The organism is Auritidibacter sp. NML120636, from assembly GCF_003185945.1.
Classification (GTDB): Bacteria; Actinomycetota; Actinomycetes; order Actinomycetales; family Micrococcaceae; genus Auritidibacter; species Auritidibacter ignavus.
The window spans coordinates 127571-146584 of record NZ_QHLO01000005.1; the positions used below are offsets into that span (position 1 = coordinate 127571).

The following is a 19014-nucleotide window of genomic DNA, read 5'->3' on the forward strand; positions in this document are numbered from 1 at the left end:
TCCCCGAGTCCCGAGTCCTATTGACAGATCACCCGAGGCCATGCCGAGTAGGTCCAGGTCCAGGACTCGTCATCGGTGTTGCCCTCAGGATCGGTACGCGAGCGTGTGACGTCCACGGTGAACCCCTGTCGGCCACCGGCTTCCGGAACACAGTTGGGTTCGCTCGAGGTGATGGTCTGCGAATTGGTGTAGTTATACGGCTCTGAGGTTGACATCGACACATCGTAGTAGTCGTTGCCCCACACGCGCACGTGAACTTTCTCATCGTCCAGCCACATTTCGACAATCACGGGAGCATCGGTGTCATTGAGCCAGCGGACGTTGATTTGGCCTTCCCAGAATGTCGATTCCCGGCCCTTAGGATAGCGGTCAAACCAGCGCGAGTGGGGACGGTGTTCTTTAATGTCCATCCCCGATAAGAAGCCAGCGTTATAGGCCATGGTCGCAATTTGCGAGACACCGCCACCGACCGCTTGCGCGGTCACACCCGACTGGACGACACCGGAAGAAACGTAACCGTTGGCTTCGGTCACCGGGCCCAGGGCCTCGGCCAGGTTGAATTCCTCGCCGGGCATCACCACGGTCCCGTTGACGCGTTCAGCACCCACCTCAAGGTTCGGCGTACGCGTGGGATCATCCGGATACGGCGTCGAAAACTCTGCGACCTCGTGGGTGACATCCCAGGCTTCAGCATCCTCTGTGGTCACCTCCGGATCCTGGGATTTGACCTCGACTTCGACACTGCGGGTCTGATCCTGCGCCAGGTCCTGCTCAATAGCGTCAGCGACTTCCTCACCCGCTATCCCGGTGCCGCTTTCTCCCGGGACTACCTCCGGACGAGCCGATCCAGCCTTTCCACTGAGCTTGACCGTCGCATCGGTAGCCGAGGAAGCGAACCCGTCCTCATTGGCCTCCAGCGATGCGACCAACGAGTCCTCGTCCAGTTCCAAAGACGGTGTCGCATCGCCGGTGCCCTCGCTCGATGACTCCTGCATCGACGCTGTCGAGCCCGTCGAGTCCGTTGATGCCTCAGATTCCTCGCTATCTTCCGAACTGTCTGCGGTGGCTGAAGGGCCCTGCATTCCGGTGTCCACCTGGGCTGCTTCCCCCAACTGCTCCGGGGTGAGCTCAGTGGAGGCCTCGCCGGCAGTGACCGTATAAGAGTCAGCGACGAGTGGTTCGGCGGTGTTTTCCACGAAGCTCTGCCAGGTGTCAGCGGAGATTTGAGGCTCCAGGGTCTCGCCCTGAACATGGATCTCCTCGGATTCCTGCAACCAGTTCTCCTCCACGTGACTTGCGAGCCCTTCGGCGGTGATTCCCACGCCCGACACGGGAGCCTGGTATGCCACGTCACCGGCGTTGAAGGTCACCGACCCTTCGACGGGTTCCTGGCTCATCTGCTCGGAAAGACCGCGCAGCGCCTCGGTGGCCTGAGATTCATCGATCGTCGTCTCCGCCTCACGGTGGCCTTCACCGGTGAGGCGTTGCCACAACACCACCGGGGAGAAATTCAGGCCACGATACTCCTGCAGTACACCGTCGACGTCGTAGTCCAAGCCAATCTCTTCGGGCACCACGGTGGCGGTCACATCGTCCTGAGTCGCATCGTCTACTGTGGGGGTTTCGTCCCCCGTGGCACTGTCCTGGGACTGGATGTCTCCCACCAGTGTCAACTCACGAGAGGCTCGTTCGTCCAACTCGTCCTCGACCTTCTGCTGGGCTTGGTCAACATTCATGCCCGACACATCGAATCCCTCGACGGTGAAGTTCGCTGGTAGGCGATCCTCAAAAGCCATGGCAGTGCCGACATAGACGCCCACGCCCAACACGACGATGCCACCGCCCAGCACCCATGGCCAGATGCGTCGTGAGCGAGGGGACTCGGTGGCAGAGCCGGCCGAATCGTGATGGGCAGCGGGATGATCGTGTTCAATGGGCATACTGTGTGATTCCAGAAAATTCTGTGCACTCTGAGTGCACATATGGTGATCGATGGGAGCAGTCGGAGCCTGTACAGGCTGGCAACACCTAAGGATTGTACCGAGGAAAATCGCTTCCGCACACTGCAACGATGCGTGTGTTGGGATCGTAGTGACCCGACGGTAGCGCTCCGTAAGGTGAGCTGATCACGCAACGGTGCTGGTGCTGCTGGTCAACGGGTATAATCGTGCTGTCCACCGGCTGAGATCATGCTGGGTAGCAATTTCGGTTGTCATCACTACCACCATCATTTGTGAGGAGCTTCATGCGATTGCGCGAACGAAATCCGGTGCGGATCGGATTTCGTGGCCTCGTGAAGGTCACGTGTCGCCCTGACATTTCGGGGTTGGACCACATTCCCGACACCGGAGGGTTCATCGTCGCCTCCAATCATCTGTCATTCTTTGACTCGGTGTTGCTACAAAGTATGCTCCCGCGTCTGGTGCGGTTTTTCGCCAAAGCCGAATACTTCACCGCACCGGGGATCAAAGGCAAGCTCCAGAAGAGTTTCTTCGAATCGGTCGGATCTATTCCGGTGGATCGTGGACAAAAAGCCGCCTCAGTGGCTGCCCTGGATCGGCTGGTGGAATTCCTGGACAACGGTGAAGGCGTGGGCATCTACCCCGAAGGCACTCGCTCCCGCGATGGCCGACTCTACCGTGGTAAGACCGGGGTCGGCTGGTTGGCCTTGACCACCGGCGCACCGGTCATTCCGGTGGGACTGACTGGAACCGACCGTCTGCAACCTCCGGGACGTAACTTGATCGTGCCCCATAAATTCGGGCTTACGGTGGGAGAGCCCCTGCAGTTTGAAAAAATTGGCCCGAAGCACAAGCCCAAGCTTCGCCGCCAGATCACCGATGAGATTATGGACGCGATCGCTCAGTTAACCGGCCAAGAACGTGTGGATTCCTATAATTCCGCCGCCTCGGCCGAGCAGGATACGGAGAACTGATCAGCTGTGGCTGATCCCGCAACCTATCGACCACGTACCGGGGATATTCCCACCGACCCCGGGGTCTACCGGTTCAAAGACGCCACCGGCCGGATTATCTATGTGGGCAAAGCAAAAAACCTCCGGAACCGGCTGACGTCCTATTTCGCCTCGCCGCACCAACTGAGCCCGAAAACCCGAGCCATGGTCACCTCTGCCAGCGGTGTGGAATGGACCATTGTCGCCAGTGAGCAAGAGGCGATCCAGTTGGAATACACCTGGATCAAACAGTTCACCCCGCGCTATAACATTATGTACCGCGACGATAAGTCGTATCCGTATCTGGCGGTGACCATCAATGAGCGCTTCCCGCGGGTGATGGTGATGCGGGGAGATAAACGTCCCGGTGTGAAGTACTTTGGTCCCTTCCACCCGGTCAAAGCTATTCGTGAAACCATGGACCTGTTGTTGCGTGTCTTCCCGGTCCGCACCTGCTCGGCCGGAGTATTTCGCCGGGCCGAACTGTCCGGTCGATCGTGTCTGATGGGATACATCGACAAGTGCTCCGCCCCTTGTGTGGGCAATATTTCCGAAGCCGACCATCGCCAACTTGCCCACGACTTCATCAGTTTTATGAACGGCAACATCCGGCCTTACGTCAGGGAACTCGAGACCAAAATGGCCGAGGCCGTGGCCGAGTTGCGCTACGAGGATGCCGCCCGCTATCGCGACGACATTGCCGCGTTGAACAAAGTCTTTGAACGCAACGCGGTGGTGCTACCCGAAAATACCCAAGCCGATATTTTTGCCTTCGCCGATGACGAGCTAGAAGCCGCTTTCCAGGTCTTCCACATTCGCGACGGCCGGATTCGTGGTCAGCGTGGCTGGGTGGTGGAAAAGGTCGAAGACGTCTCCGAACAAGATCTGATCGAACAACTCCTTCAGCAAGTCTATGGCCAGCTCGATGATCAAGACCGCATCCCTGCCGAGGTCTTGGTCCCGGTCTTGCCCGGCGAGGTGTCGGGTTTAGAATCCTGGCTTGAAGAGCGTCGTGGCGCCCACGTGAATTTGCGGGTCCCGCAGCGAGGCGCCAAAAAGGATCTGATGCATACCGTCAAAGACAACGCCGTGGAGGCCCTACGGTTGCACAAATCTCGTCGCTCCGGAGATATTACCGCCCGATCAGCGGCCCTGAAAGAACTCCAGCAAGCTCTGGGCCTGCATGAACCGCTGTTGCGGATCGAATGCTACGACATCTCCCACACCCAGGGCACCAATGTGGTCGGGTCCATGGTGGTATTTGAAGATGGTCTGCCCAAAAAACGCGACTATCGACTGTTTAACGTCACCGGCGAAGCCGCCCGGGACGACACCCGAGCCATGGACGATGTGCTCACCCGCAGGTTCAAAAAGTATCTGCAGGAACAAGCTAACACCCCTGAGCCTTTCTCAGGGCAACTGGATCCAGCTGAGCTGGCCGCCGAGGACGATCAGGACCGTCAACGCTTCTCCTATCCGCCCTCTCTGGTGGTCGTCGATGGGGGACCAGCGCAGGTCGCGTCGGCCGCCCAGGCGCTGGCCGACCTTGGGATCGACGATATTCCAGTGGTCGGTTTGGCCAAGCGCCTCGAAGAGCTGCGGGTCCCCGGTGATGACTTCCCGTTGGTGCTACCACGCAGCTCGGAGGGGCTCTACCTGTTGCAACGGCTACGCGATGAGTCCCACCGGTTCGCGATCACCGCCCACCGCAAACGTCGCGCCAAGGCCATGACCCACTCCGCTCTCGACGACATTGCTGGACTGGGCCCGGCCAAACGCAAAGCGCTGTTGGCCGAATTTGGGTCTGTCAAAAAGATCACCGCCGCCACTGTGGACCAACTCCAAAATGCCCAAGGGATCGGGCCGGCGCTGGCTGAGACGATTTATACGGCCCTACACCCGGACGAGACGCAGCAAGCCGAAGGTTCCCAGGACTCCTGAGCAGCTGAGACTCTTGCGCAGATTAACCGTCGTGCTCCCGGCGATCTTCGGGCGCGAAGTGAGTAGGCTTAACGGCATGACGACACCCGTGGAACCCTCCGAGCTGGAACCTGTCAAACCACCCCGCACCGAGGTCCTGATCATTACCGGAATGTCCGGTGCCGGACGGACTACCGCCGCCCACGCCTTAGAAGACCAGGGCTGGTATGTGGTCGATAATTTGCCACCGCAACTGTTCGTGACCATGTCACAGCTGATCTCCAAGACCACCGAAAGCACGGGTCTCAAGCTCGCCCTCGTGGTTGATGTGCGAAGCAAAGAATTTTTCACCTCGGTCCAGGAAGCCATGCACCAGTTGCGGGTCGATGGCACCGAGCTGCGGGTGCTGTTCCTTGACGCTGATGACGCGGTCCTGGTCCGGCGTTTCGAATCCGGACGTCGCCCGCACCCGTTGCAGGGCGATGGTCGCATTAATGACGGGATCGGTCGCGAACGAGAACTGCTCGAAGATCTTCGCGACCAGGCCGAGCTCATCCTCGACACCTCGAAGATGAATGTCCACGACCTCACCAAGGCCACCCGGGACCTGTTTTCAGATCAGGGCCCGATCGTGCTACGCATCAATGTCCTGAGCTTCGGTTTCAAGTATGGGGTGCCCCAAGACGCCAATTTCTTAGCCGACGTGCGCTTCATCCCCAACCCGCACTGGGTGCCCGAGCTGCGCCCGTTGACCGGACTCGATGAGCCCGTGTCAGAATTCGTGCTTGCCAAGCCCGGAGTGAATATTTTTCTGGATCACTACGTCCAAGCCCTGCACCCGGTGATGGAGGGCTACCGGGCCGAAAATAAGCACTATGCCACCCTGGCCATCGGGTGCACCGGTGGTAAACACCGCTCGGTGGCGATTGCCGAAGAACTGGGGCGTCGCTTACGACAACAGCCCGGGCTGAAAGTCACCATTTCCCACCGAGATCGGGGCCGAGAATGAGCGTGCATTACACCGGTCAGCTACCGCTGACCCCCTCCCGTTCTAATGCGGCCCGTAAATCCGGGCACCATGCTCCCGCGCTGAAAGTCACCGCACTGGGTGGTGGCCACGGACTGTACTCGACGCTGTCAGCGTTGCGACTCATCGCCGGTGAACTCACCGCCGTGGTGACCGTGGCCGATGACGGCGGTTCCTCTGGCGTGATCCGCCAAGAACTCGACGTGATCCCTCCCGGGGACCTCCGGATGGCTCTGGCCGCGCTGTGTGATGACACCGACTGGGGGAGAACGTGGCGCGATACGATGCAACACCGTTTCATAACTCAACGCGCCGATGGCACTCCGGGGACCCTGAACAACCACGCGCTGGGCAACCTGTTGATCGTGGCTCTGGGCGAGTTACTGGGCGATTCGGTCGCCGGACTGCAATGGGCCGGAGCCCTGTTGGGAGCCCGCGGCACGGTGCTGCCGATGTCCCGGGTCCCGCTGACCATCTCCGGTACGGTGCTCTCGGGCAACGATCAGGGAGAACTGATCCGGGAAACCATCACCGGTCAGGCTGAGTTGGCCCGCGCCGCTGCCGCCGGCTCGGTGGTCTCGATCCGTCTCGACCCGGACACCGCCTCGGCCACCCCCGAAGCGCTAGAAGCCATCGATCTTTCCGACTGGGTTGTGCTGGGCCCCGGGTCCTGGTTCACCTCAGTCTTGCCCCACTTGCTGTTACCCCAGCTGCGCAACGCGCTGATCCAAACCACCGCACAACGCGCCCTGGTGATGAACCTGCAACCCAATACCACCGAGACCAACAACATGTGCGCCGCCGACCACCTGGAGGTGCTCCATCAGTACGCTCCCCAACTGCGTTTTGACGCGATCATTGTCGATCACTCCGTGGTCGATGATGCCGACCGCGACCAGTTTGAGCAGACAGCAGAAAAACTTGGCGCTGAAGCAGTTTTTAGTAGGGTATTGGACGATCAGCGCGATGGGATCCACGATCCACTGAAACTGGCGGTGGCTTTCGACGAGATCTTTTCGCGGTTCTCATGATTGCTCGCCAGTTGCGTCACACCTGGTGGCGCGGAAACACTCGATAAAACACTCGGGCCATCTTGCCGATGTGCCGTTGTCGAAAGAGGGTATTGCATGGCACTGACAGCCGCTGTGAAGCAAGAGCTGTGCCAGATTCCGGTCACCACCTCCTCGGAGCGCGCCGCTGAGGCCGTGGCCATGTTGCGTTTCGCCGGTGGTATCCACCTCATCTCCGGTCGCATCGTGGTCGAGACCGAACTCGACCGCCACGAAGCGGCCCAGCGTCTGTGCCAGACGATCCAAGGGCTCTACGGCCACCAAACCGAAGTGATCCGCGTCTCCGGCCAAAATTTGCGCCACGGGGACCGTTATGTGATCCGTGTGTTGGCCGGTGGAGCCGAACTGGCCCGCCAGACCGGTTTGGTCGACCCCCGCGGACGTCCGGTTCGTGGCATGCCACCGGCGATCGTCAACGGCTCCACGGCCGATGCCGCCGCTACCTGGCGCGGGGCCTTCCTGGCCCATGGTTCCCTGACCGAGCCGGGCCGTTCTTCCGCCCTGGAGGTCACCGCACCCGGACCCGAAGCTGCTCTGGCCATGGTCGGTGCTGCCCGTCGGTTGGGCGTGATGGCCAAGGCGCGCGAAGTACGCCAATCCGATCGAGTCGTGATTCGCGATGGAGATGCCATTGCCGACCTGCTCACTGCCATGGGGGCCACTGAGACCGTTAAAGTCTGGCAAGAGCGCCGTACCCGCAAAGAAGTTCGGGCCTCTGCCAACCGGCTGGCCAACTTCGACGACGCGAACCTCCGTCGCTCCGCCCAGGCCGCCGTGGCCGCCGGCGCCCGGGTCGCTCGCGCCCTGGAGATCCTGGAAGACGATGTGCCCGAACACCTGGAATACGCCGGCAGGCTCCGCATCGAGCACCAGCATGCCTCCCTGGATGAACTGGGGCGACTGGCCGAACCGCAGATGACCAAAGACGCCATCGCCGGTCGTATTCGCCGGTTATTGGCCATGGCCGATAAGCGTGCCGCCGAGGAAAACATTCCCAATACCCACGACGTCGTGCCTGAAGAATTACGCGAAGATGACTAAACTCTCGCCCTGAGCTGATCCGAGTCAGTGTGCTCTTGATCGCTACCGGGTCACGTTGTCTAGGATGAGAATCAACGGGCGTGGCCTTGAAGACGCGTCCCGTCGCTGTTCGCCGGAGCGATCACGACAGCTTATGGTCGACACACCGCACCGGCTGACAGAACTGATCAAAAACCCTGCCCTGCGTGCGTGGCCCCACCGCCAGACGCCACCGTGGGGGATGTATGAGGAGGAAACGTGGAAAAGTACGTTCTGCCCGACCTAGACTACGATTTCGCAGCCCTGGAGCCCCATATCTCCGGCCGCATCATGGAGCTTCACCACGATAAGCACCACAATACCTACGTAAAAGGCGCCAACACCGCGCTGGAAAAGCTGGAGGCAGCTCGCGAAGCCGGTGACTTCTCCGCGATCAACCAGCTCTCCAAGGATCTGGCCTTCAACCTGGGTGGTCACACCAACCACTCCATCTTCTGGAAGAACCTCTCCCCGAACGGTGGCGACAAGCCCACCGGCGAGTTGGCTGCCGCCATCGACGAGTACTTCGGTTCCTTCGATTCCTTCCGCGACCACTTCACCGCAGCCGCTCTGGGTATCCAGGGTTCGGGCTGGGCCATCCTGGCTTACGAGCCGATCGGTGGCAACCTGGTCATCGAGCAGTTCTACGATCAGCAGAACGGTGTCCCCGTGGCGACCATCCCGCTGTTCCAGCTGGACATGTGGGAGCACGCCTTCTACCTGGACTACCAGAACGTCAAGGCCGATTACGTTAAGGCCATTTGGAACATCGTCAACTGGGAAGATGTTCAGCGGCGCTTTGAGGTAGCACGCTCCCAGGCATCCAGTCTGGTCACCCCGTAACCATCGCGTTGTCGTAGCGTGAACCATGCTTCGGGGGCACCTTGCACCTAGCAGGGTGCCCCCGGTGCTGTTTAGACTGGACAACGGGAGGCCGGCGTAGCGTCTCGACCTCGCTACCATGCTTACGGCAACACAGTCTTTTGCGAAAGGCAGGCTTGACCTGACATGACAAAAATCGCCATCAATGGTTTCGGACGTATTGGACGCAACGCGTTACGGGTTATCGAATCTCGCCACCCCGATCTTGAATTGGTGGCCGTCAACGATCTGACCAAACCCGAAGACCTGCTTTTCCTGACCAAATACGACACAGTGCTGGGTAACTACCCACACAAGATCAGCTACGACGGCGACAATATCATCGCCAACGGCCAAACGATCCGCGTGTTCCAGGAAAAGGACCCGACCAACCTGCCCTGGGACGAGCTTGGTATCGATGTCGTGATTGAATCCACCGGTAAATTCCGGGATCGCCAGGCCGCTAGCGCCCACCTCAACGCCGGAGCCAAGAGGGTCGTGCTCTCCGCCCCCGGAAAAGGCGTTGATGGCACCTTCGTGGTCGGTGTCAACGATCAGAACCTCACCGAAGAGATGACTATCATCTCCGCTGCCTCCTGCACGACCAACTGTTTGGCCCCAATGGCCAAGACCCTGCACGATAGCTTCGGCATCGTCGACGGAATTATGACCACCATCCACGCCTATACCGGCGATCAGCAGCTGGTCGATGCCCCGCACAAGGATCAGCGTCGCGCTCGGGCCGCGGCCCAAAACATGATCCCGACCTCCACCGGGGCGGCCAAAGCCATCGGCGAAGTGATCCCGGACCTGAAGGGCAAGCTCGATGGTTTCGCAATGCGCGTGCCGGTGATCACCGGCTCTGCCACCGATCTGACCGTCGAGCTCGACCACGAGGTGTCCATCGAGGAGGTCAACGAAGCCTTCAAAAAGGCCTCCGAAACCCCCGAGCTCTCCGGACGCCTGGTGTACTCTACCGACCCGCTGGTCTCGGCTGACATCGCAACCACCCCGGCAGCCTGCACCTATGACGCCCCGCTGACCAAGTCCATTGGTCGCGTGGTGAAGGTTATTGGGTGGTACGACAACGAGTACGGTTACACCTGCCAAATGCTTGACCTCGTCGAGCGTGCCGCCGACACTCTCTAACCCCTGGAACTCGGCTCTGACACCATCATCAGCCCCCTGGATCACCAGACGTTCGGCCCGGGCGAGTCCACTGCTCGGTGGACGGCTCGGGCCGGTGTATGCTCCTGAATATCGCCGTTTGAAAGGTCTCCTCCTATGCCTGCACAAAACCTCAACGACTTGCTTGAGCAGGGAGTCAGCTCCCGCTACGTCTTGGTTCGGTCTGATCTGAACGTGCCTCTGGATTCCGGAACCGTCACGGACGACGGTCGGATCCGCGCCTCATTGCCGGTTTTGGAAAAGCTCGCCACAGCAGGAGCCAAGGTGATCGTCATGGCTCACCTGGGACGCCCCAAGGGTGAGGCCAACCCCGAATTTTCCCTGGCCCCCGTGGCTACCCGGCTGGCTGAACTCACCACGATCGCGGTCCAGCGTGCCACCGATTTGACCGGTGAAGATGCTCGTTCCAAGGCCGATGCGCTGGCCGACGGATCGATCCTGTTGCTGGAAAATGTCCGCTTCGATCCCCGCGAAACCTCCAAAGATGACAGCGAACGGGCTGAGTTGGCAGCTGAACTGGCACGCTTGGTCGGCGACACTGGGGTTTATGTTAACGACGCCTTCGGCGCGGTGCACCGCAAGCACGCCTCTGTCTTCGATATCGCCCGGCACCTTCCGGCCTACCAGGGTGACCTGGTCGCTACCGAGCTGCAGGTACTCGACCAGCTGATCACCGAACCGGCTCGCCCCTACGTAGTGGCCCTGGGCGGATCTAAAGTCTCCGATAAGCTTGCGGTCATCGATAATTTGCTCGACAAAGCCGACACGCTACTGATCGGCGGGGGAATGGTTTTCACCTTCCTCGCCGCGCAGGGGCATCAGGTCGGCTCCTCACTACTCGAAGAAGACCAGATCGATACCGTGGCCGAATACCTGAAGCGCTCCGGCCAAGGCGGCGCGGCCACCATCGTGTTGCCCACCGATATCGTGATGGCCGAAACGTTCGGTGCTGAGGCCGGACATGAAGTTCGACCCGTCGATGGTCTGGCAACTGGTACCTATGGAGAGTCGGCCATGGGCCTCGATATCGGGCCCGACTCGGCAGCCCATTACGCCCAGACCATCCGCGCAGCTCACACCGTCTTCTGGAACGGCCCGATGGGTGTCTTCGAGCTACCCGCCTTCGCGGCCGGCACCAAGGCCGTAGCCGAAGCTCTCACCGCGGTTGATGGACTCTGCGTGGTTGGCGGTGGCGATTCAGCAGCTGCCGTGCGCAATCTGGGCTTCGGTGACAACCAGTTCGGCCATATCTCCACCGGAGGCGGGGCCTCCCTGGAATATCTGGAAGGACGCGAGCTACCCGGTGTGCAGGCCCTGCAGAACTAAGACAGGCTCTGTAGCACGTGCAACCCGACCGTTGGCACGGCGTAGCTCGTCGAGCCTTTGCTGACCGGACCCGAGAAGATGAAGGACTGATCTGTGCATGACCTCCACAACTAACGGAGTCTATGACCGCACCCCGCTGATGGCCGGTAACTGGAAGATGAACCTCGACCACCAGCAGGCCGTCACGCTGGTGCAAAAGCTTTGCTGGACCCTCAACGATGCCGATCACGATTTCGACACCATTGAGGTCGCGGTTTTCCCGCCCTTCACGGATCTCCGCAGTGTGCAGACCCTGATCCGCGGTGATAAGCTCCCGGTCTCTCTGGGAGCCCAGGATCTCTCCCCACACGCCTCCGGAGCCTACACCGGTGATATCTCGGGCCAGTTCCTCGCTAAACTCGACTGCCGGTACGTGCTCGTCGGCCACTCCGAGCGTCGTAGCGTCCACCAGGAATCCGATGAGATCGTGGCCGCCAAAGTCCAGGCCGCCTTCACGCACGGGCTCGTGCCGATCCTCTGTGTCGGCGAGGACCTCCAGGTGCGTGAAGACCATCGCCATCTCGAGCACACCCTGGGCCAGGTCCGCGCCGGGATCGCCAAAGTACCCACCCAGCACGTGCAAGACCTGGTTATTGCCTACGAGCCGGTCTGGGCAATCGGCACTGGCGAAGTCGCTGGCCCTGAGGACGCTCAAGAAATGGCCTCAGCGATCCGTGAGTTACTGAGTCAAGACCACGGGCCCGAGGTGGCCCGCTCGGTACGAATCCTTTACGGCGGTTCGGTGAAGGCCGCTAATGTGGCCAGCATCATGCGCGAGAAAGACGTCGATGGTGCCCTGGTCGGTGGGGCCAGTCTCGACGAAGCCGAATTTGCTAGTATTGTTAGGTTCGAGCATCATTTGTTGACCGACTAGCTGGCCGTCACCCACGGCGTAAAGGAAGAATCTTTTCGTGGAAATTTTACAGATTGTCCTGCAGATCCTTTTGGTGATCATCAGTGTGTCCATGGTGCTGTTGATCCTATTGCACAAGGGCCGCGGGGGCGGTATGTCCGATATGTTTGGTGGTGGCGTAACCTCCGGACTCAGCTCTTCGGGCGTTGCTCAGCGCAACCTCACTCGCCTGACCGTCTTCCTCGGCGTGCTGTGGGGTGCGATCATCATCGTCCTGGCGCTGTTGCCCCAGTTCATGCGCGAATTCTGATCCCGCCAGCTTTCCCTCAAGCCCGGTCAGCCTCGGCCACGTCCTGCAACTAGCCCTCAGACAGGGCCTGCTCATCCACCCACCACAGCGTTTCGACCCGTCCGCGCACCACCAGAGCCGGTAGCACCTCGTCCATCGCACGCTGTTGCCCGGATGCTGCTGGTGGCGTGTCAGCAGAGCGCACCGCACCCACCGGTCCGGCCTTGCCCGCTCCCGGGGCAAAAAGCCAGACGTTGTCGCCACTGTTCAGCGCTTCCAGGCTCAACGACAACCGTTCCGGCGGGGGCTTCGGCGATCCCGTCACCGGGATGACCGTGCGCCCGGTTATCGTGACACCCGGCAACCCCGGGAAGAGGCTTGCCACGTGACCGTCTTCGCCAACTCCCAGTAGCACCACATCAAACCGTGGCAGTCGCTGATCAACTCCGGGATCCCGCTCGGCTACCGTTGCCAACTCCGTGGCGTACTGCTCGGCAGAGGTTGCCAACACGTCGTGGTGATCTCGGTCAGCATGCCCTACTGTGGCAGCCGCCATGGGGTGAAACTGCTCCCGACCGAGGCCGTAGGACGCAACGAGTGTGCCCACCAGCGCATCCCAGGCCTGTCGCGCATTGCGCTGCGCATCAGTCGCGTCCAGATAGCGCTCATCTCCGAACCACAACTGCACGCCCGACCAATCAGTGACCTGTCCCAAAAGGTTCTTCTGTGGATCCGCGAGCCGTTCCAGCAACCCTATACCGGAGGTTCCTCCGGTGAGCACGATCTGCGCCCGGCCACGCTGGTCCAAGGCCCGATTAATGACCGCCACCAGCTCAACAGCGGCCGCCTCGAGCAACTGTGCCTTATCCGGGAACACCGCCACAGTTGCTCCGGTACCTGTACTTTCCCGGCGCATGGCACGAGCGAGCCCACCGTGGTGTGATGCGGTTGGAGTGTCGTTATCGGGCACTGGGATGCACCGCCTTAGTATTGGTAGCTGGCAAGCCTTGGGCCAGCACGCGACCAAAGAACTCATCCGGGTCCAAGCGACGCAATTCTTCGGTCAAACACTCCTGGCGTGACCGGCGAGGCAACGAAATGCGCTGCACTTTCCGGTCCTGTTGATACAGAAAGGCCACCGGGGATTCCTCATTGCGAGCCAGCACGATGTCTCCGCCGCGCCGCACCAAACGCACCGATCGCAGCCCCGGACCAGTCCCGGTCGAAGCCAAGGTGACCGGGATCTGCAATTGCATCTGCAACCATGCGCCCATCAAAATCGTGGCCGCATTATTCTCGGCCCCGTCCACGGTCGCTGCCAGCACCGACGCCGGGTCGATCGTGTCAAAAATCGCCGCCACCTGGTTGCGCCACATGGTCAGCCGCGTCCACGACAGATCGGTATCCCCGGCCCGGTAGCCTTCACGAAGTAGCTTCAGAGCCGTCGGGGCGTCCACGTCGGTGGGTGCGCTGGTATCGACAATCCGGCGATGGGCGATCCGGCCCAGTGGTGACTCAGCCGGGATTGTGGGAGCCGTGCCGGGCCACCACACGACGATCGGCGCGTCGGGGAGCAGGAACCCGTTGATCAACGTCGCCGATTCCACCGCGTTCTGGCCCGACGTGTAAAGCACCACCACGTCCGAGGCTCCGGCGTCGCCACCAACGCGGATTTGAGCATCAAGCCGGGTCTGCTTCCGCTGGTCGCCGGTAGCCAGCACCACGATCCGGCAGGGATGCTCCCGCGAGGCCTGGTTGGCTGCCTCAATGGCTTCTTCTACACTGTCCGCGGTGGTTGCAATGATCAGCGACAATACCCGACCTAAGGCGACCACGCCACCAGATTCACGCAGCCGGCCGATCTCCTTCAGGACCTGATCGACGGTGGTATCGGATAGCTCCACAATCATTACGGTCTCCTCCAAGCGCGCCCGTCACGGGCCATCATCTCATCCGCTCCGGCCGGCCCCCAGGACCCTGGCTCATAGGGTTCTGGCTGGTCCGGTAACGACTCCCAGTACTGTTCAAATGGGTCCAGGATCCGCCACGACTGCTCGACCTCTTCGTGCCGGGGGAACAGTGGCGGGTCACCCAACAATACGTCCAAAATCAGGCGTTCATAGGCCTCGGGGCTGTCCTCGGTGAAAGCATGACCGTAGCCGAAGTCCATGGTTACATCGCGCACCGTCATCTGAGTGCCCGGCACCTTGGAGGCAAAACGGATCGTCACCCCTTCGTCGGGCTGGACTCTGATCACCACGGTGTTGTGGCCGAAGTCTGTGGTCCCGTGGGACGGGAAGATCAGATCCGGGCTCTTCTTGAACACCACCGCGATCTCGGTGACCCGCCGACCTAAGCGCTTGCCGGTGCGCAAGTAGAAGGGCACCCCCTCCCAGCGTCGGTTGTGGATCCCCAATTTGAGCGCGGCATAGGTCTCGGTCCGGGAATGGGGATCGAATCCCTCTTCGTCCAAAAAGCCCAGGACCTTTTCTCCGCCTTGCCAGCCCCCGGCGTATTGGCCCCGGGCCGAACAGTGTCCCAGGTCCTGGGGCACCACCACGGATTTGAGCACCTTTTCTTTTTCTGCCCGCAGATCATCGGCCCGGTAAGACAGGGGTTCTTCCATCGCAGTCAGCGCCAACAACTGCAACAGGTGGTTCTGGATCACATCCCGGGCGGCCCCGACCCCGTCGTAGTAGCCGGCACGGCCCTCAATCCCGATCGATTCAGCCATCGTGATCTGCACATGGTCGACGTGTTGGGCATTCCACAACGGTTCATACAGCCGATTGGCAAATCGCAGAGCCAAAATATTTTGGACGGTCTCTTTCCCTAAGTAATGGTCGATCCGAAACACGTCATCGGGGGAGAAGACCTGCTCGATCACCTCGTTGAGCTCCCGAGCCGAAGCCAGATCATGCCCGAAGGGTTTTTCGATCACCACCCGGCGCCACGGAGCCAGCGCAGTATCCGTGTCAGCACCGAGCTGTTTGCCAGCCAGCCCGTGATCGACCAGATGACGGGAGACCGTTTCGAACCAGGCCGGCGGGATCGACAGGTAGAACGCAGTGTTGCCCCCAGTGCCACGTTGGTCTTGCAACTCCTCCAACGTGGCGGACAGTCGCTGGTAGGCCTGCTCGTCGTCAAAACCGCCCGAGATGAATCGGAATCCACCCGACAGCTGGGCCCAGACGATCTCGTTGAAACTCGTCCTGGCGTGTGCCCGTACAGAGGCCTGCACGAAGGCGGTGAATTCCTGCTGGTCCCAGTCGCGTCGACCGAACCCGACCAGGGAGAAACTGGGTGGCAGCAACCCGTTATGGGCCAGATCGTAAATGGCCGGCAACAGTTTCTTGCGCGCCAGATCGCCGGTGACCCCGAACATGACCATGGCCGAGGGTCCAGCAATCGAGGTCAGGCGCCGGTCGGCCGGGTCACGCAACGGATTGGTATGACGCGACGGGCGGGGCGGATCCTGGGGTGTTGCGGGCCATGCTGGTGTCACGTGTGCTGTGCCTTCCTGCTGCGTAGGGCGTGTTGATCGGTGGTGATCGACAGATGCGGCTAGATCTGTTCGGCAGCGTTGATCAGGGTCTCGATCGCTGCCGAGCGGTCCTTGAGATGTATCCGCACCACCGGTTGTCCGGTTTCGGTCAACACCGAGCCATCTCCGGCGGCTTGGGCGGTGATCAACTCTGCGAAACTGTAGTTCAGCCCCGGGATTTGCAGGTCGAGTTCGGAATCGGCGGTAATTTGAATGAACACGCCGGTGGCCGGACCGCCCTTGTGGAACTGTCCGGTGGAGTGCAGGAACCGCGGGCCCCAGCCGAAGGTCACCGGCCGACCGTAACGACGGGCCAGCGCCGGGCGCAGGCGGGTGAGGTGCTGTTGCCGCAACCGGTTGGTGTAGGCCTGCACCGCCAGGTAGCTATCGTCCTCCAGCACCGTACCGAGTACGGTGAACACTTCGGTGAGGATCTGTTGGGCTTCACCGGTGGCTTCCACATCGCCGAGCAACCCAGCCGGACCGAATAGATCGAATTCGGCGGTGCTGATCTGGGGTGGTTCCGGTGTGGTCGGCTCGGCCAGCACAGCGCGGGTGGCGACCTTGGCCGATTCCACATCAGGCTGATCGAAGGGGTTGACCCCGATCAGGCTGGCTGCGGCCACGGTGGTGACCTCCCAGAACACTAGCTGGGCACCTAAACTGCCATAAATCTGCACCTCGTCGTCCCGAGGATCTTCCGGATTCAACGTCGCCTGGGATTCCCCGGGGTCGGCGATCAGGTGCAGGTGGATCACGTCCTCGTCGTGACTACGGTTCTCCACGGCACCGGGCTCGACGATCACCGGCAAGAATCCGGTCCCGTGTTTTCCGGTGGATTCGGCGATGAGCTGTTCGATCCAGTCCCCGAATCCGGGCAGAGCTTGATCAAAATTAGTGATGATGAGTTTATTGCGACTCGGCGCCCCGGCCCCCAAAACTGCGGCAGCCCGTAGCGCCGGGTTGGTCTCGTCGTCCTCGTACAGACTGTGGGAAGCAACCTCGGCATCGTCGACGATCGTGGTCAGCTCGACCCCGGCCAGTCCGGCCGGTACCAGCCCGAAGGCCGACAGGGCCGAGTAGCGCCCGCCAATGGTGGGATCGGCTTCAAACACTGCGGTGTACTGGTGGTCTCGGGCCAGCGACTCCAACGGAGATCCGGGGTCGGTGACGGCAATCAGGTGATCGCCGGGCGTCAGCCCGGCCTCCTGCAGTGCTTGAGTAAACGCACGCCGGGCCGCGTCGGTTTCAGCCGTGGAGCCGGATTTGGAGGAAATCACGAAGACCGTATCGGCCACCCCGGCGGCCAAAATAGAGCCCACCAATTCCGGGTCGGTGGAATCCACCACATCCAGCCGGACCCCGGCGGCGCGGGCCATGACTTCAGCACCCAGCGAGGAGCCACCCATCCCGGCCAACACCACCCGGGTGATGCCCTTGTCAGCCAGCTGCTCGCGTAACTGGGTGATCTGTGGGATCAGCTCGAAGGCTGTGTCGAAGGGGTCGACCCAGCCCAGACGTTGCGACGCTTCAGCTTCGGCCTCGGGGCCCCACAGTGTGTGATCACGCTCCAACAGGCGGGAGGCGAAACGGTTGCTGAGCAATTCCTCAACACGCTGGTCAACACCGTGGAGGGCGTTACCGGAAAGATTGATCCCCAGAGAATTCATCGTTGGCTCCTGTCGATACGGGGTGTCCGTGCGCTGAGATTGGTGGGAACGGGTGGATCGGTCAGGCGGTCTTGGCGCGGTCTAGTTGGTCGGTTACGGTGGTCCAGAGCTCTAACCACGCGGTCTCAAATTTGGCGATGCCCTCGTCTTCCAGGGTGGTGACCACCTGCTGGTAGTCGATCCCGACCTTCGCCAGATCGTCGAGGAGCTGATCATCGTCGGCAAAATAGGTCGAGATCTCTGGCTGGTCGACCTCCCCGTGATCGGCGAAAGCTTCCAGGGTAGCCAGTGGCATCGTGTTGACGGTGTGCTCGGCGATCAACCCCTCGACGTAGCACACATCGGAATAGGCGGGGTTCTTCGTGCCGGTGGAAGCCCACAGCGGCCGCTGGACTCGCGCGCCGGCATCGCGGAGATACCGCCACCGCTCGGTGTCCTGGGCGTTGGTGAAGATCCGGTAGGCCAGCCGGGCATTGGCCAGTCCGGCCCGGCCCTGCAATTCCGCGATTCGAGCCGGTTCCAGGGCGGTCTGCTGTAATTGCGCGTCGATCTCGGTGTCAACCCGAGAGACGAAAAAGCTGGCCACCGAGTGGATAGCGCTCAGATCGCGTCCGGCCCGGTGGGCGGCTTCCAACCCCAGCAACCAGGCGTTGATCACTTCCCGATACCGCACCAGCGAGAAGATCAGGGTCACGTTCACCGAAATTCCAGCCGCCAAGACTTCAGTGATCGCCGGCAGGCCTTCAGTGGTGGCCGGGATTTTGATCATCAGATTCTCGCGTCCCACCGCCTCAGCCAGCTGGAGTGCCTGCTCAATCGTGGCCTGGGTGTCCTTCGCCAGTCGCGGGTCGACCTCCAGCGAGACCCGACCATCCACACCGTGAGTGGACCGGTAGATCTCTGCAAACAGATCGCAGGCTTCGCGCACGTCCCGGGTGGTCAGTTCCCTCACGGCCCGTTCGGTATCGGCTCCCTCGGCGGCCAGGGCGCGCAGCTGCGACTCATAGCCGACCCCATCGGCCAGCGCCTTGGCGAAAATCGAGGGGTTGGTGGTGACTCCGGTGAGAGTGTAGGACTCGATCATCTCGCGCAGCAGTCCCGAGGTGATTGCCGGACGGGAGAGATCGTCCAACCAGATCGAGACGCCACGACTGGTGCTCAGTTTTGCGGTGCGGGGACTGGGTTGTACTGTCACGGGTTACGCTCGCTTTCTGC

The 19014-nt window shown here is 61.2% G+C and carries 16 protein-coding genes; 10 read left to right on the top strand and 6 right to left on the bottom strand.

Annotated elements, in window-relative coordinates:
* Positions 1–17 precede the first annotated feature (17 nt).
* The gene (locus DCC25_RS06365) at positions 18–1940 is read right to left on the bottom strand and encodes a VanW family protein (RefSeq protein ID WP_158278387.1); all 1923 of its coding nucleotides are present in this window, start codon (positions 1938–1940) and stop codon (positions 18–20) included.
* 305 nt (positions 1941–2245) lie between these two features.
* Between DCC25_RS06365 and DCC25_RS06370 the strand changes: the two genes are divergently transcribed.
* The 10 genes from DCC25_RS06370 to secG all read left to right on the top strand — a co-directional run bounded on the left by DCC25_RS06370 (position 2246) and on the right by secG (position 12606).
* Positions 2246–2935, top strand: coding sequence for a 1-acyl-sn-glycerol-3-phosphate acyltransferase (locus DCC25_RS06370; RefSeq protein WP_110098285.1), 690 nt, complete (start codon positions 2246–2248; stop codon positions 2933–2935).
* A gap of 6 nt (positions 2936–2941) precedes the next feature.
* The gene (gene uvrC / locus DCC25_RS06375) at positions 2942–4894 is read left to right on the top strand and encodes an excinuclease ABC subunit UvrC (RefSeq protein ID WP_110101050.1); all 1953 of its coding nucleotides are present in this window, start codon (positions 2942–2944) and stop codon (positions 4892–4894) included.
* A gap of 76 nt (positions 4895–4970) precedes the next feature.
* Positions 4971–5882 (top strand): RNase adapter RapZ, encoded by a 912-nt coding sequence (gene rapZ / locus DCC25_RS06380; RefSeq protein ID WP_110098287.1) that lies wholly within the window; start codon positions 4971–4973, stop codon positions 5880–5882.
* Positions 5879–6931, top strand: coding sequence for a uridine diphosphate-N-acetylglucosamine-binding protein YvcK (gene yvcK, locus DCC25_RS06385; RefSeq protein WP_110101051.1), 1053 nt, complete (start codon positions 5879–5881; stop codon positions 6929–6931). The genes rapZ and yvcK overlap by 4 nt, the downstream gene beginning before the upstream one ends.
* A gap of 96 nt (positions 6932–7027) precedes the next feature.
* Positions 7028–8011 carry a DNA-binding protein WhiA gene (whiA, locus tag DCC25_RS06390; protein WP_110101052.1) on the top strand — a complete coding sequence of 328 codons (984 nt, stop codon included), beginning with the start codon at positions 7028–7030 and terminating at the stop codon, positions 8009–8011.
* A 237-nt stretch (positions 8012–8248) separates the two neighbouring features.
* A complete protein-coding gene (locus DCC25_RS06395) occupies positions 8249–8872 on the top strand; it encodes a superoxide dismutase (RefSeq protein ID WP_110098290.1) in 624 nt (207 codons plus the stop codon).
* 165 nt (positions 8873–9037) lie between these two features.
* The gene (gap, locus tag DCC25_RS06400; protein WP_110101053.1) at positions 9038–10039 is read left to right on the top strand and encodes a type I glyceraldehyde-3-phosphate dehydrogenase; all 1002 of its coding nucleotides are present in this window, start codon (positions 9038–9040) and stop codon (positions 10037–10039) included.
* Between the two features lie 135 nt (positions 10040–10174).
* Positions 10175–11404 (top strand): phosphoglycerate kinase, encoded by a 1230-nt coding sequence (gene pgk, locus DCC25_RS06405; RefSeq protein WP_110101054.1) that lies wholly within the window; start codon positions 10175–10177, stop codon positions 11402–11404.
* A 97-nt stretch (positions 11405–11501) separates the two neighbouring features.
* Complete coding sequence (gene tpiA, locus DCC25_RS06410; protein ID WP_110101055.1) at positions 11502–12317, top strand: triose-phosphate isomerase; 816 nt, start codon at positions 11502–11504, stop codon at positions 12315–12317.
* A 37-nt stretch (positions 12318–12354) separates the two neighbouring features.
* Positions 12355–12606, top strand: coding sequence for a preprotein translocase subunit SecG (gene secG / locus DCC25_RS06415; RefSeq protein WP_110098294.1), 252 nt, complete (start codon positions 12355–12357; stop codon positions 12604–12606).
* A 49-nt stretch (positions 12607–12655) separates the two neighbouring features.
* On the opposite strand, the gene pgl is transcribed toward secG, so the two are convergent.
* From pgl to tal, 5 genes are all read right to left on the bottom strand, one after another.
* Entirely contained in the window at positions 12656–13555 is a 900-nt protein-coding gene (gene pgl, locus DCC25_RS06420) for a 6-phosphogluconolactonase (RefSeq protein ID WP_158278388.1), read from the bottom strand.
* Entirely contained in the window at positions 13545–14495 is a 951-nt protein-coding gene (locus tag DCC25_RS06425; RefSeq protein WP_110101057.1) for a glucose-6-phosphate dehydrogenase assembly protein OpcA, read from the bottom strand. The genes pgl and DCC25_RS06425 overlap by 11 nt, the downstream gene beginning before the upstream one ends.
* Complete coding sequence (gene zwf, locus DCC25_RS06430) at positions 14495–16090, bottom strand: glucose-6-phosphate dehydrogenase (protein WP_110101058.1); 1596 nt, start codon at positions 16088–16090, stop codon at positions 14495–14497. Before zwf ends, DCC25_RS06425 begins: the two co-directional genes overlap by 1 nt.
* 59 nt (positions 16091–16149) lie before the next feature.
* Positions 16150–17799 (bottom strand): glucose-6-phosphate isomerase, encoded by a 1650-nt coding sequence (locus DCC25_RS06435; protein ID WP_110101059.1) that lies wholly within the window; start codon positions 17797–17799, stop codon positions 16150–16152.
* A 61-nt stretch (positions 17800–17860) separates the two neighbouring features.
* Positions 17861–18994 (bottom strand): transaldolase, encoded by a 1134-nt coding sequence (gene tal, locus DCC25_RS06440; protein ID WP_110101060.1) that lies wholly within the window; start codon positions 18992–18994, stop codon positions 17861–17863.
* Between the last annotated feature and the right edge of the window lie 20 nt (positions 18995–19014).

Excerpts from the sequence above, each read along its gene's own strand:
- DCC25_RS06365 (WP_158278387.1), bottom strand. The coding sequence starts at position 1,940 with ATGCCCATTGAACACGATCATCCCGCTGCCCATCACGATTCGGCCGGC.
- DCC25_RS06370 (WP_110098285.1), top strand. The coding sequence starts at position 2,246 with ATGCGATTGCGCGAACGAAATCCGGTGCGGATCGGATTTCGTGGCCTC.
- rapZ (WP_110098287.1), top strand. The coding sequence starts at position 4,971 with ATGACGACACCCGTGGAACCCTCCGAGCTGGAACCTGTCAAACCACCC.
- yvcK (WP_110101051.1), top strand. The coding sequence starts at position 5,879 with ATGAGCGTGCATTACACCGGTCAGCTACCGCTGACCCCCTCCCGTTCT.
- whiA (WP_110101052.1), top strand. The coding sequence starts at position 7,028 with ATGGCACTGACAGCCGCTGTGAAGCAAGAGCTGTGCCAGATTCCGGTC.
- gap (WP_110101053.1), top strand. The coding sequence starts at position 9,038 with ATGACAAAAATCGCCATCAATGGTTTCGGACGTATTGGACGCAACGCG.
- pgk (WP_110101054.1), top strand. The coding sequence starts at position 10,175 with ATGCCTGCACAAAACCTCAACGACTTGCTTGAGCAGGGAGTCAGCTCC.
- tpiA (WP_110101055.1), top strand. The coding sequence starts at position 11,502 with ATGACCTCCACAACTAACGGAGTCTATGACCGCACCCCGCTGATGGCC.
- DCC25_RS06425 (WP_110101057.1), bottom strand. The coding sequence starts at position 14,495 with ATGATTGTGGAGCTATCCGATACCACCGTCGATCAGGTCCTGAAGGAG.
- DCC25_RS06435 (WP_110101059.1), bottom strand. The coding sequence starts at position 17,799 with ATGAATTCTCTGGGGATCAATCTTTCCGGTAACGCCCTCCACGGTGTT.